Below are 13,568 nucleotides of genomic sequence, written 5' to 3' on the forward strand. Positions count from 1 at the left end.
CTAGCTCCCTCGGTAAACGGAGTAGCCGAACGGGTTGAGCAGCAGCGGTACGTGATAGTGCTCGCCCGGCCTGACGGCGAAGGTGATCGCCACCTCGGGGAAGAACACTCCGGTCGCACCGCTGTCCCGATTCGCGGGGGCGTCCTGCTGCGCATCGGCTTGCTTTTTCTCGAAGTACGACTCCACGGCGAAGTCGAGCCGTACATGGGTCGTCCCCTCCGGCAGCGCCGGAAGGTCCTTGCACCGGCCGTCCGCGTCGGTCGCGGAGCCGCCGATCGCCTGCCAGTCCGCATCCCGGCCACTGCGGGCCGCGAGCTGGACGGCGACGCCCTCGGCGGGGCGTCCGACGCTGGTGTCCAGGATGTGCGTGGACACGGAGGCCGTGGTGTCGGTGCTCATGCTTCATCTTCCTGCTGTACGAGATTGGCCAGACGGATGCGGTTGATCTTGCCCAGCTCGGCGCGGACGATCTCGCGCTCCTGCTCCGGCGAGTTGCCGATCCGTTCCTTGACCGCGTCGCGCATCTGCTCGCCGGTCCTGCCGGTGGCGCAGATGAGGAAGACGTGGCCGAACCTCTCCTGGTACGCCAGGTTCAGTTCGAGCATCTCCTCCTTGAGCTCTTCGGAGGCGCCGGCCATGCCGCGCTGCTCCCGGGAGGAGGTCGGGTCACCGTGCTTGGGCCGGCCGATCGGAGGATGCCCGGCCATCGCCTCCGCCAGGTCCGCGGTGGTCAGCTCGGCCATGACGGCGTCGCTCGCGGCGAGGAGGTCGGCGAGACTTTCGAAGGGGCGGCGGGCGAGCAGACCGCGCCCCCATGCCGATGAGGCGCACGCCTCGTGGAGGGCGGCGGTTGCCGCGTGCTCCTCCAGGGCGTTGAACCGGGCGAGGCCCGGTGTCGAGGAACTCGAAGTCACGGGGGCCTCCGTGGCCTTGTTGCTGGACGGGCTGCGGATAGCTAACGCCCTCGGAAACACCACGTCAACACTTTGTTGAAAACTTCGGGTAACAAAAACCGCCGCCCTGACACTCCGGACGGCGGCGGGTCCAAACCGGCGCGCCTTCAGCGAGCCCGGTGACGTTTCCCCAGGTCAGGAGTCCTTCTCCCGGTTCAGATAGTTGTAGACGGTGAAGCGGCTCACCCCGAGGGCGCTCGCCACCGTCTCCACACCGTGCCGCACGGAGAAGGCGCCGCGCGACTCCAGTATCCGTACGACCTCCTGCTTGGCCTTGCGGTCGAGGTCGGCCAGCGGCTTGCCCCGCTTGCGCTCCAGAGCGGCCAGTATGTGGTCGAGGGAGTCGGCGAGCTGCGGCAGACGTACGGCGACGACGTCCGCGCCCTCCCAGGACAGCACGACGTCGTCGGCGCCGGCCTGGTCCAGCGGCAGCATCTCGCCACCCATGGCATCGACGAGCGGCTTGACCGCCGTAACGAAGGGGTCGTCCCCGAAACCGGTCACTTATCGCCCTCCCCGACCACGTTCACCTGGAGCGAGACCCGTGAGGCTCCCGCCGCCAGCGCCTTGCGCAGCAGTGCGTCGACCGCGGTGAGCACCGCGTCCGCGCCACCCTCCGCGGTGTTGCCGAACGGGCCGACGTCCACGGCGTCCAGCTCGGCCGCCTCGATGACCTCACGGGCGACCAGCGCGTGCGGGGGCGCCTCGTCGAGGTCGAAGGGCTCGGTCGTGAACTCCACTCTCAATCGCACGCGCTCAACCTACTGCGCGGTGTCGATTTTCCGGCAGCCCCCTCTTGACAAGCCGCGACACACGACGGCAATCTTCCATTAAGCAGAAACGAACTTCCACCATACGGAATCGGTTCGGTCAGCACATCGGAATCGCCGACACGGAAGGGAGCGCCGACCCCTATGGGACTCGCGGACCAGCGCTTCAACGTCAACCTGTCGATCCTCTTCACGGAGCTCCCGCTCCTGGAGCGTCCCGCGGCCGCCGCCGCGGCGGGCTTCACGGCGGTCGAGCTGTGGTGGCCCTGGGTCGACTCCCCCACCCCTGAGCAGTCCGAGCTCGACGCGCTCAAGCAGGCGATCGAGGACGCGGGCGTGCAGCTCACGGGCCTGAACTTCTACGCCGGGCAGCTGCCGGGCCCGGACCGCGGCGCCCTGTCGATCCCCGGCGAGGAGTCGGTGAAGTTCCACGCCAACATCGATGTGGCGGCGGACTTCGCCCAGTCCCTCGGCTGCAAGGCGCTCAACGCGCTGTACGGCAACCGCGTCGAGGGCGTGGACCCGGCCGAGCAGGACGAACTCGCCCTGGAGAACCTGGTACTGGCCGCCCGCGCGGCCGACCGCATCGGCGCGATCCTGCTGATCGAGACCCTCAACAAGCCCGAGTCGCCGCTCTACCCGCTGGTGACCGCCCCGGCCGGCATCGAGATCGTCGACAAGGTCAACGAGGCCACCGGCCTCGGCAACGCCAAGTTCCTCATGGACCTCTACCACCTGTCCATGAACGGCGAGGACCTGCCGTCGGTCATCGAGCAGTACGCGGCCAAGACCGGCCATGTGCAGATCGCCGACAACCCGGGCCGGGGCGCGCCGGGCACCGGCTCGCTCCCCCTGGAAGACCTCCTCGACCAGCTGAAGAAGGCCGGTTACGAGGGCTGGGTCGGCCTGGAGTACAAGCCGGGCGACCGGCCGAGCGCCGAGTCCTTCGAGTGGCTGCCCGCAGCGGCCCGAGCCGCCCGCTGAGCGGCAACCCACCGACGTATCGCAGCAGTCAGAGAGGCACCCCCATGAGCAGCAATCTTCCCAAGGTCGCATGGATCGGTCTCGGCATCATGGGCTCCCCCATGTCCGAGAACCTGATCAAGGCCGGATACGACGTCACCGGCTTCACCCTGGAGCAGGACAAGCTGGAGCGCCTTGCCGGCGCCGGCGGCACCGCGGCAGGCTCGATCGCCGAGGCCGTGCGGGACGCCGACGTGGTGATCACCATGGTGCCCGCGTCCCCGCACGTCGAGGCCATCGCGTACGGCCCCGACGGCATCCTCGAGAACGCGCGGTCCGGCGCGCTCCTGATCGACATGTCGTCCATCACCCCGCAGACCTCCGTGGACCTCGCGAAGGCCGCCAGGGAGAAGGGCATCCGCGTCCTGGACGCCCCCGTGTCGGGTGGCGAGGCCGGTGCCGTCGAGGCGGTGCTGTCGATCATGGTCGGCGGCGAGCAGGCCGACTTCGACGAGGCCGAGCCGGTCTTCGAGGCCCTCGGCAAGACCATCGTGCTGTGCGGTCCGCACGGCTCGGGCCAGACCGTGAAGGCCGCCAACCAGCTGATCGTCGCCGTGAACATCCAGGCGTGCGCCGAGGCCGTGGTCTTCCTGGAGAAGTCCGGCGTGAACCTGAGCGCCGCCCTCGACGTCCTCAACGGCGGCCTCGCGGGCTCGACCGTGCTGACGCGGAAGAAGGACAACTTCCTGAACCGCGACTTCAAGCCGGGCTTCCGCATCGACCTGCACCACAAGGACATGGGCATCGTCACGGACGCCGCCCGCAATGTCGGCGCGGCCCTCCCGGTCGGCGCCGTGGTCGCCCAGCTCGTCGCCAGCCTGCGCGCGCAGGGCGACGGCGGCCTGGACCACTCGGCCCTGCTGCGGGCCGTGGAGCGCCTCTCCGGCGCCCAGGTCTGAGCCCAGGCCGACATCTTCGAAACTTCCGGGCCACGGCGGCGCTGACACCTGTCCTGTCGCGCCCATGCGCCGCCGTGGCCCGGATTCATACCCTTGACTTCAACAAACTGTTGACGTCCGGTTCGCCCCGAACCTAGGCTCCACGAAGCGGAAGCTCCACCAAGCGGAAGAAGATTTCCACTAGCCCCGCTGCCCTCTCGTACGGAAGGTCACGATGTCGAAGCGCGTGCTTACGACCGAGTCCGGCGCTCCGGTCGCCGACAACCAGAACTCCGCCACCGCCGGCGCAGGCGGCCCGCTGCTCCTCCAGGACCAGCACCTCCTGGAGAAGCTCGCCCGGTTCAACCGCGAGCGCATCCCGGAGCGCGTGGTGCACGCCCGCGGCTCCGGGGCGTACGGCTACTTCGAGGTCACCGACGACGTCACCGGCTTCACCCACGCCGACTTCCTGAACACCGTCGGCAAGCGCACCGAGGTCTTCCTGCGCTTCTCCACGGTGGCCGACAACCTGGGCGGCGCGGACGCGGTCCGTGACCCCCGCGGTTTCGCGCTGAAGTTCTACACGGAGGAAGGGAACTACGACCTCGTAGGGAACAACACTCCGGTCTTCTTCATCAAGGACCCGATCAAGTTCCCCGACTTCATCCACTCCCAGAAGCGCGACCCGTTCACGGGCAAGCAGGAGCCGGACAACGTCTGGGACTTCTGGGCGCACGCCCCCGAGGCGACGCACCAGATCACCTGGCTGATGGGCGACCGCGGCATCCCGGCCTCGTACCGCCACATGAACGGCTACGGCTCGCACACCTACCAGTGGACGAACGCCGAGGGCGAGGCCTTCTTCGTCAAGTACCACTTCAAGACGAACCAGGGCATCCGCAGCCTGTCGAGCGAGCAGGGCGCGGAGATCGCGGGCAAGGACCCCAACTCCCACCAGACGGACCTGCTCCAGGCCATCGAGCGGGGCGTCAACCCGTCCTGGACGCTGCACGTCCAGATCATGCCCGCGGCGGACGCGGCGGAGTACCGCTTCAACCCCTTCGACCTCACCAAGGTGTGGCCGCACCAGGACTACCCGCTGCAGCGCGTGGGCCGCCTTGTCCTGGACCGCAACCCCGACAACGTCTTCGCCGAGGTCGAGCAGGCCGCGTTCTCCCCGAACAACTTCGTGCCGGGCATCGGCCCCTCGCCGGACAAGATGCTCCAGGGCCGCCTGTTCGCGTACGCCGACGCGCACCGCTACCGCCTGGGCGTCAACCACACGCTGCTCGCGGTGAACGCCCCGAAGGCGACCGTCGCGAACACCTACGGCCGGGACGGCTTCATGGCCTCCAACGCGCAGGGCCGCGCCGCGAAGAACTACGAGCCGAACTCCTACGACGGCCCGGCCGAGACGGGCCGCCCGCTGTCGGCGCCGATCGCGGTGCACGGCCACACGGGCACGCACGAGGCCCCTCTGCACACCAAGGACGACCACTTCTTCCAGGCGGGCGAGCTGTACCGCCTGATGTCCGCGGAGGAGAAGTCCCGTCTGATCGCGAACATCGCCGGCGGCCTCTCGCAGGTCTCCCGTGACGACGTGATCGAGAAGAACCTCGCCCACTTCCACGCCGCCGACCCGGAGTACGGCAGGCGCGTGGCGGAGGCGGTCCGCGCCCTGCGCGAGGACTGAGCCTCAACTCAAGGGCTGCGTCCGGGATCTGACGGGAGGTCGGATACCGGACGCGCGCCCGCCGCGACCGTGAACCCGGATGAGGGGTGTCACACGGTCCGCAGGCGGGCAGGCCGAGGACCGCGGCGGCGTGCGAGCCAGTGCGGTGGTGAAGGTTCCAGGGCCCCCTTCTCGACCTGAGGGAAGGCGGCCCCGGTTCCATCGCATCCGCCGCGGTCCCAGCCACACGGCACGACCACAGACTCCGTCCGGCGGCGCGAATGTCCTGTCGCGCCCAGCCTCGCGCCGTCGGACGGCTACAACCTCACAGATCACCGGTCCAGAGCGCCGGGTACGGACGGTCCCGTACCCGGCGCTCCGCCGTGCTGTCCGGGTGCGGTTTCCACCGCTTCTCCGGGTGCGGTTTCCAGCTCCGCGCAGGAGCCTGAAGGCATGGACTATCCCAGCATCGTTGTGCACACCCCGGGTCTGGACGGGTCGCGGCGGGTCACCGCGGGGGACGAGACACTCGGTGTCGCCTATCACCTCGAGGACGTCGTCGACATCCTGCGCCGGGCGGACGTCGACCTCGACGAGATCGAGGTCGAGGAGAGCGACATCATCGACTGGCAGGGCGGCGGCCCCGACGACTGGCCGGGGCTGTCGGAGCACCACGAGCCCTGAGCCCTGCCGGCGCCCCACTCGCCACCTGGGCCCCAGGGCTCCCCCAGTACGTACGCCACCGTGCGTAGGGGTCCTACGGAACCCTCAAATCTACCTCTGAGTAACTGTCGCGGGTCTTCAACTCCCCCCGGTTCAGGGCGCATTCTCAGCACACGGAGCCCGCCGGCACGGGGGCGGCGGGCCTCGCGCGGGGGACGCCATGGGCGGGGGAACCCATGGCATGCGGAAGGGGCGGCTCACCCTCGGGTGAGCCGCCCCTTGCCGGATCCTGCGTACCTGATCCCGCGTACTGATCCCGCGTACCGGATCCCGCGTATCAGACCTTCAGCGTCCTGATCGAGGTGGGCGCGTGGCCAGGCTCGGTCGCGATCTCCTCGAACTCGACGACCGCGCTGATGTCGTTCGTCTTGCTCATCGCGATGTTGGTGACGCGCTCCAGGATCGCCTCCACGACGACGGGGACCTGGAACTCGGCGGCGAGCTTCTTGGCCTGCTCGAACGCGGCGCCCAGCTCGCTGGGGTCGGTGACGCGGATCGCCTTGCAGCCGAGGCCCTCGACGACCTTGACGTGGTCGACGCCGTAGACGCCCAGCTCCGGCGAGTTGATGTTCTCGAACTCCAGGTTGACCTGGAAGTTGATGTCCAGGCCGATCTGCGCCTGGCGGATCAGGCCCAAGTAGGCGTTGTTCACCAGGACATGGACGTACGGGATCTTGTGCTGGGCCCCGACGGCCAGTTCCTCCAGCATGAACTGGAAGTCGTAGTCGCCGGAGAGCGCGACGACCTGGGCCTCGGGGTCGGCCTTGGCGACACCGAGCGCGGCCGGGATGGTCCAGCCCAGCGGGCCCGCCTGGCCGCAGTTGATCCAGTGCCGCGGCCGGTAGACGTGCAGCATCTGGGCGCCGGCGATCTGCGAGAGGCCGATCGTGGTGACGTACCGGGTCTCCGGGCCGAAGGCCTTGTTCATCTCCTCGTAGACGCGCTGCGGCTTCATCGGGATGTTGTCGAAGTGCGTACGGCGCTGGAGGGTCGCCCGCTTCTCCTGCGCGGAGGCGGCCCACTCGCTGCGGTCCGGCAGCCTGCCCTCGTCCTTGAGCTCGCGCGCGACCTCGACGAACAGCTTCAGCGCGGCCTTGGCGTCTGAGGCGATGCCGTAGTCCGGGGCGAAGATCTTGCCGATCTGGGTGGGCTCGATGTCGACGTGCACGAACTTGCGGCCCGCGGTGTAGACGTCCAGCTTGCCGGTGTGGCGGTTGGCCCAGCGGTTGCCGATGCCGAGGACGAAGTCGGACTCCAGGAAGGTGGCGTTGCCGTACCGGTGCGAGGTCTGCAGGCCCACCATGCCGGCGTTCAGGTCGTGGTCGTCGGGGAGGATGCCCCAGCCCATGAGGGTCGGCACGACCGGGATGCCCGTCAACTCGGCGAACTCGACGAGGAGTTCGGAGGCATCGGCGTTGATGACACCGCCGCCGGCGACGATCAGCGGCCGCTCGGACTCGTTCAGCAGCCCGATCGCCTTCTCGATCTGGGCGCGGGTGGCGGCGGGCTTGTACGCCTGGAGCGGCTCGTACGTCTCCGGGTCGAACTCGATCTCGGCGAGCTGGACGTCGATGGGCAGGTCGATGAGGACCGGGCCCGGACGCCCCGAGCGCATCAGGTGGAAGGCCTGCTGGAAGACGCCGGGGACCTGGGCCGGTTCGAGGACGGTGATCGCCATCTTCGTCACCGGCTTGGCGATGGAGGCGATGTCGACGGCCTGGAAGTCCTCTTTGTGGATCACGGCGGTCGGAGCCTGGCCGGTGATGCAGAGGATCGGGATCGAGTCGCCGGTGGCCGAGTACAGCCCGGTGATCATGTCGGTGCCCGCCGGTCCCGAGGTACCGATGCAGACGCCGATGTTGCCCGGGTGGGTCCGGGTGTAGCCCTCCGCCATGTGCGAGGCACCCTCGACATGGCGGGCGAGGGTGTGGTTGATCCCGCCGGCTGCCTGGAGGGCCGCGTAGAAGGGGTTGATCGCCGCGCCCGGGACGCCGAACGCGTTGCTGACGCCCTCGCGCTTGAGGATCTCGACTGCCGCGCGGGCAGCGGTCATACGAGCCATGGAGTACTCCTGCTTCGGCTGTCGGATTCGCGCTCCCGTCGCGCCCGCGGAGAGCTGGTGAATCCGTTCACGGTTCCGCAGCGGTCTCCCTGTCCGAATTCCGTATTGCGGAAACTAACTTCTACTATCTGGAAGCAATGTAGGCGGGGGTGCCGAGGGGCGTCAAGAGTGGGTAGGGGCGGGATCCACCGAAGGTCCATGGAGAGGGTGAGAAGCGGAATCCGGCGGGGGCTGTCGAACCGTTTCCCTGTCGGAGGCCCTCTCCCTGGAGGACTATGGACGCGCTGTCCCGACGTGACGACGTCCTGGAGTGGGTCATGGCCGAGAGTGTGCCGGTGCGGTGCCCGGCCTGCCGCCGCGAGCATCTGTACGCGGCGCCGACCTACCCGTGCGTGTGCGGCGCCCCCGTCACACCCCCGCTCGACCGCCTCGCGGAACCGGCACCGGTCAGCCGGCGCACCTGGGACGAGCACTGGGTCACGGTCCGCTGCGAGTCCTGCGACCGCGAGGACCAGTGGCCCGCTCCGGAGCTGGGCTGCTCCTGCGGGACGGCGCTGCGTATTCCGGTACGAGGGGTACGGCGACCGCAGCGCGCGCAGCTCGCGCCGGGCGCCGTCGGCGAGGCGAATCACGACACGGACGAGGACACCGGGGCCGGAGCCGCCCCGGACACGCGCCCGCACCCGGCCATCCCCGACACCCGCCCCCAGCCCTCGGACGTCACCTCGCCGGAACCCCGCCCGGCGTTCCAGCCGGTCACCATCCGCACCGCCCGGGACGCCGTCACGGCCGCCGCGCTGTACCTGCGCTGGCTCGGCTACCGGGACATCAGGCGGGCCGACCAGCGGCCCCCGTCGGGGATCGGCCTTGCGGCCCGCGGGATCCTGGCCCAGGTGGACCCCACGGTCCGCCCCGCCTCGCTGCGCGACGTGGAGTGCCTGTGGCTGACGGCGATGTCGGAGTCCGCGGGATGCGTCTACTTCTCCCTCTCGGGCTTCGCGGACGACGCCCGGGCCCGCGCCGACAGCCTCGGCGTCCCGCTCTTCGTCCTGGACCTCACGGGAACTCCGCAGCCCGTGAACAGCCCCGCCGACGAGCTCATGGCCGACGGGGCCTGACCATCGCGGTACCGCACGCCGTACCTACTCCGCGTACGACTCCCGCAGCTCGATCTTCCGCACCTTCCCCGACACCGTCATCGGGAAGGACTCCAGGATCCGCAGCCGGCTCGGGATCTTGTAGTGCGCCAGCCGCCCCTCACAGAAGGCCCGCAGCTCCTCCAGCGTCGGCGGGTCGGCCAGGTCTCGCGGGATGACACAGGCGAGCACCTCCTCGCCGTAGCGCTCATGGGGCACTCCGACCACCTGGACGTCGGCGATCTTCGGATGGGCGTACAGGAACTCCTCGATCTCGCGGGGGTAGATGTTCTCGCCGCCCCGGATGATCATGTCCTTGATGCGTCCGACGATCTCGACGTACCCGTCCTCGCGCATCACGGCGAGGTCGCCGGTGTGCATCCAGCGCTCCGCGTCGACGGCCTCCGCGGTCTTCTCGGGCTCGTTCCAGTAGCCGAGCATCACGCTGTAGCCGCGGGTGCACAGTTCGCCCGCCGAGCCGCGTGGCAGGGTCGCCCCGTCCGCCGGGTCGACCACCTGCACCTCGATGTGCGGAAGGACCCGGCCGACCGTGCCGGTGCGGTGCTCCAGGTCGTCGTCCCTGCGGGTCTGCAGGGACACCGGCGAGGTCTCCGTCATGCCGTAGCAGATGGACACCTCCGCCATGTGCATCTCGGCGACCACCCGCTTCATCACCTCGACGGGGCAGGGCGAGCCCGCCATGATGCCGGTGCGCAGCGAGGACAGGTCGTACGTCGCGAAGTCGGCGAGGTTCAGCTCCGCGATGAACATGGTGGGTACGCCGTAGAGGGACGTACAGCGTTCCTCCTGGACGGCGCGCAGGGTCGCCGCCGGGTCGAAGGAGGGCGCGGGAATGACCATGCACGCGCCGTGCGAGGTCGCCGCGAGGTTGCCCATCACCATGCCGAAGCAGTGGTAGAAGGGCACGGGGATGCAGACCCGGTCCTGCTCGGAGTAGGCGATCAACTCGCCCACGAAGAACCCGTTGTTGAGGATGTTGTGGTGGGAGAGCGTGGCCCCTTTGGGGAAGCCCGTCGTGCCCGAGGTGTACTGGATGTTGATCGGGTCCTCGCAGGACAGCTCGCTCGCGCGGGTCCGTAGGGCCTCGGAGAGTTCGGGGGCGCCGCGGCCGACCAGCGTGTCCCAGCTGGGGTCGCCGAAGTACACGGTCTCCCTCAACTGCGGGCACGCGCCCCGCACTTGCTCGACCATCGCCCGGTAGTCGCTCGACTTGTGGCTGAGTGAGGCGAACAGCAGCGAGATCCCGGCCTGGTTGAGGACGTACTCGACCTCGTGGGTGCGGTAGGCCGGGTTGATGTTCACCATGACCGCGCCGATGCGGGCGGTGGCGTACTGGACGAGCACCCACTCCGGGCAGTTGACCGCCCAGATGCCGACGCGGTCGCCCTTGGCCACCCCACCGGCGAGCAGCGCGCACGCCAACCGGTCGACATCGGCGGCGAATTGGGCATAGGTCCAGCGCCGCCCGGACGGTACGTCGACGAGCGCCTCCCGGTCGGGCCAGGCCTCGACCGCCCGGTCCAGATTCGCCCCGATCGTGTCCCCCAGCAGCGCGGTCGCGCTCGTGCCCTGCGCGTACGACGGCTCAGTCACCGGAAGTCCTCCTCGCGGTACTCGGCGTCCGAGCCCGCGGCCGTGGCCTCGCGCAGCTCGATGCGGCGGATCTTGCCGGACACGGTCTTGGGGAGTTCGCCGAACTCCAGTCGGCGCAGGCGCTTGTACGGGGCGAGGACCGTGCGGGAGTGCTCGAAGAGGACCTTGGCGGTGTCGGGGCCCGGCTCCCAGCCCGCGGCAAGAACGACGTACGCCTTGGGCACCGCGAGGCGCAGCTCGTCCGGCGCGGGCACGACGGCCGCCTCGGCCACCGCCTCGTGTTCCAGGAGCGCGCTCTCCAGCTCGAAGGGCGAGATCTTGTAGTCGGAGGCCTTGAACACGTCGTCCGAGCGGCCGACGTAGGTGATGTAGCCGTCCGCGTCGCGCGAACCGATGTCACCGGTGCGGTAGTAGCCGCCCGCCATGGCCTCGGCGGTGAGGTCGGGGTCGCCGTGGTAGCCGGTCATCAGGCCCACGGGCTGCAGCGACAGGTCGAGCGAGATCTCGCCCTCGTCGGCGCCCGGCGCGCCGGACACCGGGTCGAGCAGTTCGACGCGGAACCCGGGGCTCGGCCGCCCCATCGAGCCCGTCTTCAGCGGCTGCCCGGGGCTGTTGGAGACCTGGACCGCGGTCTCCGTCTGCCCGAAACCGTCCCGGATGTTGACGCCCCAGGCGCGCCGCACCTGTTCGATGACCTCGGGGTTCAGGGGCTCCCCCGCCGCGACCGCCTCGCGCGGCGGGGTCCGCAGCTGGGACAGGTCGGCCTGGATGAGCATGCGCCAGACGGTGGGCGGGGCGCAGAAGGTGGTGACGCCCGCCCGGTCCATCTCCGCCATCAGCCGGGCCGCGTCGAAGCGCGTGTAGTTGTGGATGAAGACGGTCGCCTCCGCGCTCCAGGGCGCGAAGAGGTTGGACCAGGCGTGCTTGGCCCAGCCGGGCGAGGAGATGTTCAGGTGCACGTCGCCGGGCTCGAGCCCGATCCAGTACATGGTCGCCAGGTGCCCGACCGGGTAGGAGACATGGGTGTGCTCGACGAGTTTGGGGCGGGCCGTCGTACCGGAGGTGAAGTAGAGCATCAGCGGGTCGTCCGCGTGGGTGACACCGTCGGGCTCGAAGGTCTCGGGGGCGCTCTGGACATCGTCGTACGACAGCCAGCCGGTGGCGCCGCCGTCCACGACGATCCGTGTGTAGTCGCCGGGCACCTCGTCGAACTTGGCCGTGTCCTCCGGCCGCACGATCACATGACGGGCCCTGCCCCGCTCGATGCGGTCGCGCAGGTCCAGCGGGCCGAGCAGAGGTGTCGCGGGGATCACCACTGCCCTCAGCTTCATCGCGGCGAGGGCGATCTCCCACAGTTCGACCTGGTTGCCGAGCATGACGAGGATGCGGTCCTCCGCCCGCACGCCGTGTCCCCGCAACCAGTTCGCGGTCCGGTCGGAGCGGGCGGACAGCTCCGCGAAGGAGAAGCGGGTGCTGAGACCGTCCTCCTCGACGATGTGCAGGGCGGTGCGGTCGTTGCCGCGTGCGATGACGTCGAACCAGTCGAGTGCCCAGTTGAAGCGCTCCGGGCGGGGCCAGTCGAAGCCCTCGTAGGCCGTGGCGTAGTCCTCGCGGTGTGCCAGCAGGAAGTCCCGCGCGGCACGGAACTGGTCCGTCGCGCTCGTCGTCACCGTCATGTGTCCTCCTCGTCGCCGGACCGTCGCCGCCTAACATCGTGTATTCCGTGATGCAGGTCTCACCACCCCCGAACGGGGGTGCGCCGCGATGAAGGGGCGAGCAGGTGACAGCAGACACAGCCGAGGCGGTGGAGATGCGTGGTGCGCTGGTACGGCTGCGGCGCACGACAGGACTGCCGGTCGCCTTCGGCGGCCTGGTCGATTCCGGGCGCCGGCAGGTGCGCATCAGCCAGCTCAGCGGTACGGCGACGGCCGCGCTCAGCGCGCTCGCGGTGTCGTCGGGCAACGGCCTGGGCGGCAAGGCGGTGGCGCTGGCCCGGCCGTGCGCGGTGACCGACTACTCGGCCTCGCGGCAGATCAGCCACGAGTACGACGTGGCGGTCGCCACGGAGGGGCTGCACTCCGTCCTCGCGGTCCCTGTCGTCGTACGACGCCGGGTGCGCGGTGTGCTGTACGGCGCCCTGCGCACGGCCCAGCCGCTGGGTGACCGCACGCTCGGCGCGGCGGTGGCGGCGGCCCGGGACGTGGAGCAGGCGCTCGTCGTACGGGACGAGGTGCGGGAGCTGCTTGCCGTCGCGCGGGAGCCGGGACCCGGGGTGGGGGACGCCGCGTGGGAGGAGGTGCGCGAGGCCCACGGGGCGCTGCGCGCGCTGGCTCCGCGGATTCTCGACCCCGCGCTGCGGGGCGAACTCCTCTCCGTCTGCGGGCGGCTGGCCGAGGCGGTGTCGCCGGGGCCCGGCCCCCATGACGTGGGCCTGGCACCGCGCGAGGTGGACGTGCTCGCCTGTGTCGCGGCCGGCGCGACGAACTCTGGCGCCGCGGAGCGGCTCGGGCTGCGCCCGGAGACCGTGAAGGGATACCTGCGGTCGGCCATGCGCAAGCTGGGCGCCCACACCCGGTGGGAGGCGGTTGTCGCGGCGCGACGGGCGGGGCTGTTGCCGTAGCCCGTCGGGGCCCGTCGGGCGTTTCTGGCGATTTCTCATTCAATCGGGAGCGCTCTGAAATGCCTTATACCGAAGGCTTGTTATTTCCCTCACCATCCCGACCGCCCTTAATTCAAA

The 13,568-nt window shown here is 69.7% G+C and carries 13 protein-coding genes; 6 read left to right on the forward strand and 7 right to left on the reverse strand.

The window, feature by feature from the left end; all coding sequences use genetic code 11:
- The 4 genes from uraH to OG266_RS09070 all read right to left on the reverse strand — a co-directional run bounded on the left by uraH (position 1) and on the right by OG266_RS09070 (position 1,705).
- Positions 1 to 399 (reverse strand): hydroxyisourate hydrolase, encoded by a 399-nt coding sequence (gene uraH, locus OG266_RS09055; protein ID WP_266834385.1) that lies wholly within the window; start codon positions 397 to 399, stop codon positions 1 to 3.
- Positions 396 to 914 carry a 2-oxo-4-hydroxy-4-carboxy-5-ureidoimidazoline decarboxylase gene (uraD, locus tag OG266_RS09060; protein WP_371544387.1) on the reverse strand — a complete coding sequence of 173 codons (519 nt, stop codon included), beginning with the start codon at positions 912 to 914 and terminating at the stop codon, positions 396 to 398. Before uraD ends, uraH begins: the two co-directional genes overlap by 4 nt.
- 174 nt (positions 915 to 1,088) lie before the next feature.
- Entirely contained in the window at positions 1,089 to 1,457 is a 369-nt protein-coding gene (locus tag OG266_RS09065) for a helix-turn-helix domain-containing protein (protein WP_266473707.1), read from the reverse strand.
- Complete coding sequence (locus tag OG266_RS09070; protein ID WP_371544389.1) at positions 1,454 to 1,705, reverse strand: hypothetical protein; 252 nt, start codon at positions 1,703 to 1,705, stop codon at positions 1,454 to 1,456. The genes OG266_RS09065 and OG266_RS09070 overlap by 4 nt, the downstream gene beginning before the upstream one ends.
- Positions 1,706 to 1,867: 162 nt before the next feature.
- On the opposite strand from OG266_RS09070, the gene OG266_RS09075 reads away from it, so the two are divergent.
- The 4 genes from OG266_RS09075 to OG266_RS09090 all read left to right on the forward strand — a co-directional run bounded on the left by OG266_RS09075 (position 1,868) and on the right by OG266_RS09090 (position 5,980).
- Positions 1,868 to 2,707: a TIM barrel protein gene (locus tag OG266_RS09075; RefSeq protein ID WP_326719817.1), complete on the forward strand. Its 840-nt coding sequence runs from the start codon at positions 1,868 to 1,870 to the stop codon at positions 2,705 to 2,707.
- Positions 2,708 to 2,751: 44 nt separating this feature from the next.
- A complete protein-coding gene (locus OG266_RS09080; protein ID WP_371544392.1) occupies positions 2,752 to 3,645 on the forward strand; it encodes a 2-hydroxy-3-oxopropionate reductase in 894 nt (297 codons plus the stop codon).
- 214 nt (positions 3,646 to 3,859) lie between these two features.
- Positions 3,860 to 5,317 carry a catalase gene (locus OG266_RS09085; protein ID WP_371544395.1) on the forward strand — a complete coding sequence of 486 codons (1,458 nt, stop codon included), beginning with the start codon at positions 3,860 to 3,862 and terminating at the stop codon, positions 5,315 to 5,317.
- A 432-nt stretch (positions 5,318 to 5,749) separates the two neighbouring features.
- Positions 5,750 to 5,980, forward strand: a complete 231-nt coding sequence (locus OG266_RS09090; protein WP_266473714.1) for a hypothetical protein — start codon at positions 5,750 to 5,752, stop codon at positions 5,978 to 5,980.
- Positions 5,981 to 6,296: 316 nt separating this feature from the next.
- Here the strand turns inward: OG266_RS09090 and gcl are convergent, their stop codons facing one another.
- Positions 6,297 to 8,081, reverse strand: a complete 1,785-nt coding sequence (gene gcl, locus OG266_RS09095) for a glyoxylate carboligase (RefSeq protein ID WP_329544788.1) — start codon at positions 8,079 to 8,081, stop codon at positions 6,297 to 6,299.
- 275 nt (positions 8,082 to 8,356) lie between these two features.
- Here gcl and OG266_RS09100 point away from each other — a divergent pair, with 275 nt between their 5' ends.
- Positions 8,357 to 9,199, forward strand: a complete 843-nt coding sequence (locus OG266_RS09100) for a hypothetical protein (RefSeq protein WP_371544398.1) — start codon at positions 8,357 to 8,359, stop codon at positions 9,197 to 9,199.
- 24 nt (positions 9,200 to 9,223) lie between these two features.
- Here the strand turns inward: OG266_RS09100 and OG266_RS09105 are convergent, their stop codons facing one another.
- Complete coding sequence (locus tag OG266_RS09105) at positions 9,224 to 10,831, reverse strand: AMP-binding protein (protein WP_371544401.1); 1,608 nt, start codon at positions 10,829 to 10,831, stop codon at positions 9,224 to 9,226.
- A complete protein-coding gene (locus OG266_RS09110) occupies positions 10,828 to 12,507 on the reverse strand; it encodes an AMP-binding protein (protein ID WP_371544403.1) in 1,680 nt (559 codons plus the stop codon). Before OG266_RS09110 ends, OG266_RS09105 begins: the two co-directional genes overlap by 4 nt.
- A 104-nt stretch (positions 12,508 to 12,611) precedes the next feature.
- Between OG266_RS09110 and OG266_RS09115 the strand changes: the two genes are divergently transcribed.
- Positions 12,612 to 13,451 (forward strand): response regulator transcription factor, encoded by an 840-nt coding sequence (locus OG266_RS09115; RefSeq protein WP_371544406.1) that lies wholly within the window; start codon positions 12,612 to 12,614, stop codon positions 13,449 to 13,451.
- Positions 13,452 to 13,568 lie beyond the last annotated feature (117 nt).

Origin of the sequence: Streptomyces sp. NBC_00554 (genome assembly GCF_041431135.1) — a bacterium.
Lineage (GTDB): Bacteria > Actinomycetota > Actinomycetes > Streptomycetales > Streptomycetaceae > Streptomyces.

Bases quoted from the DNA above. Each gene is read 5' to 3' on its own strand.
- gcl (WP_329544788.1), bottom strand. From the start codon at position 8,081: ATGGCTCGTATGACCGCTGCCCGCGCGGCAGTCGAGATCCTCAAGCGC.
- OG266_RS09080 (WP_371544392.1), top strand. From the start codon at position 2,752: ATGAGCAGCAATCTTCCCAAGGTCGCATGGATCGGTCTCGGCATCATG.
- OG266_RS09110 (WP_371544403.1), bottom strand. From the start codon at position 12,507: ATGACGGTGACGACGAGCGCGACGGACCAGTTCCGTGCCGCGCGGGAC.
- OG266_RS09090 (WP_266473714.1), top strand. From the start codon at position 5,750: ATGGACTATCCCAGCATCGTTGTGCACACCCCGGGTCTGGACGGGTCG.
- OG266_RS09085 (WP_371544395.1), top strand. From the start codon at position 3,860: ATGTCGAAGCGCGTGCTTACGACCGAGTCCGGCGCTCCGGTCGCCGAC.
- OG266_RS09100 (WP_371544398.1), top strand. From the start codon at position 8,357: ATGGACGCGCTGTCCCGACGTGACGACGTCCTGGAGTGGGTCATGGCC.
- OG266_RS09075 (WP_326719817.1), top strand. From the start codon at position 1,868: ATGGGACTCGCGGACCAGCGCTTCAACGTCAACCTGTCGATCCTCTTC.
- uraH (WP_266834385.1), bottom strand. From the start codon at position 399: ATGAGCACCGACACCACGGCCTCCGTGTCCACGCACATCCTGGACACC.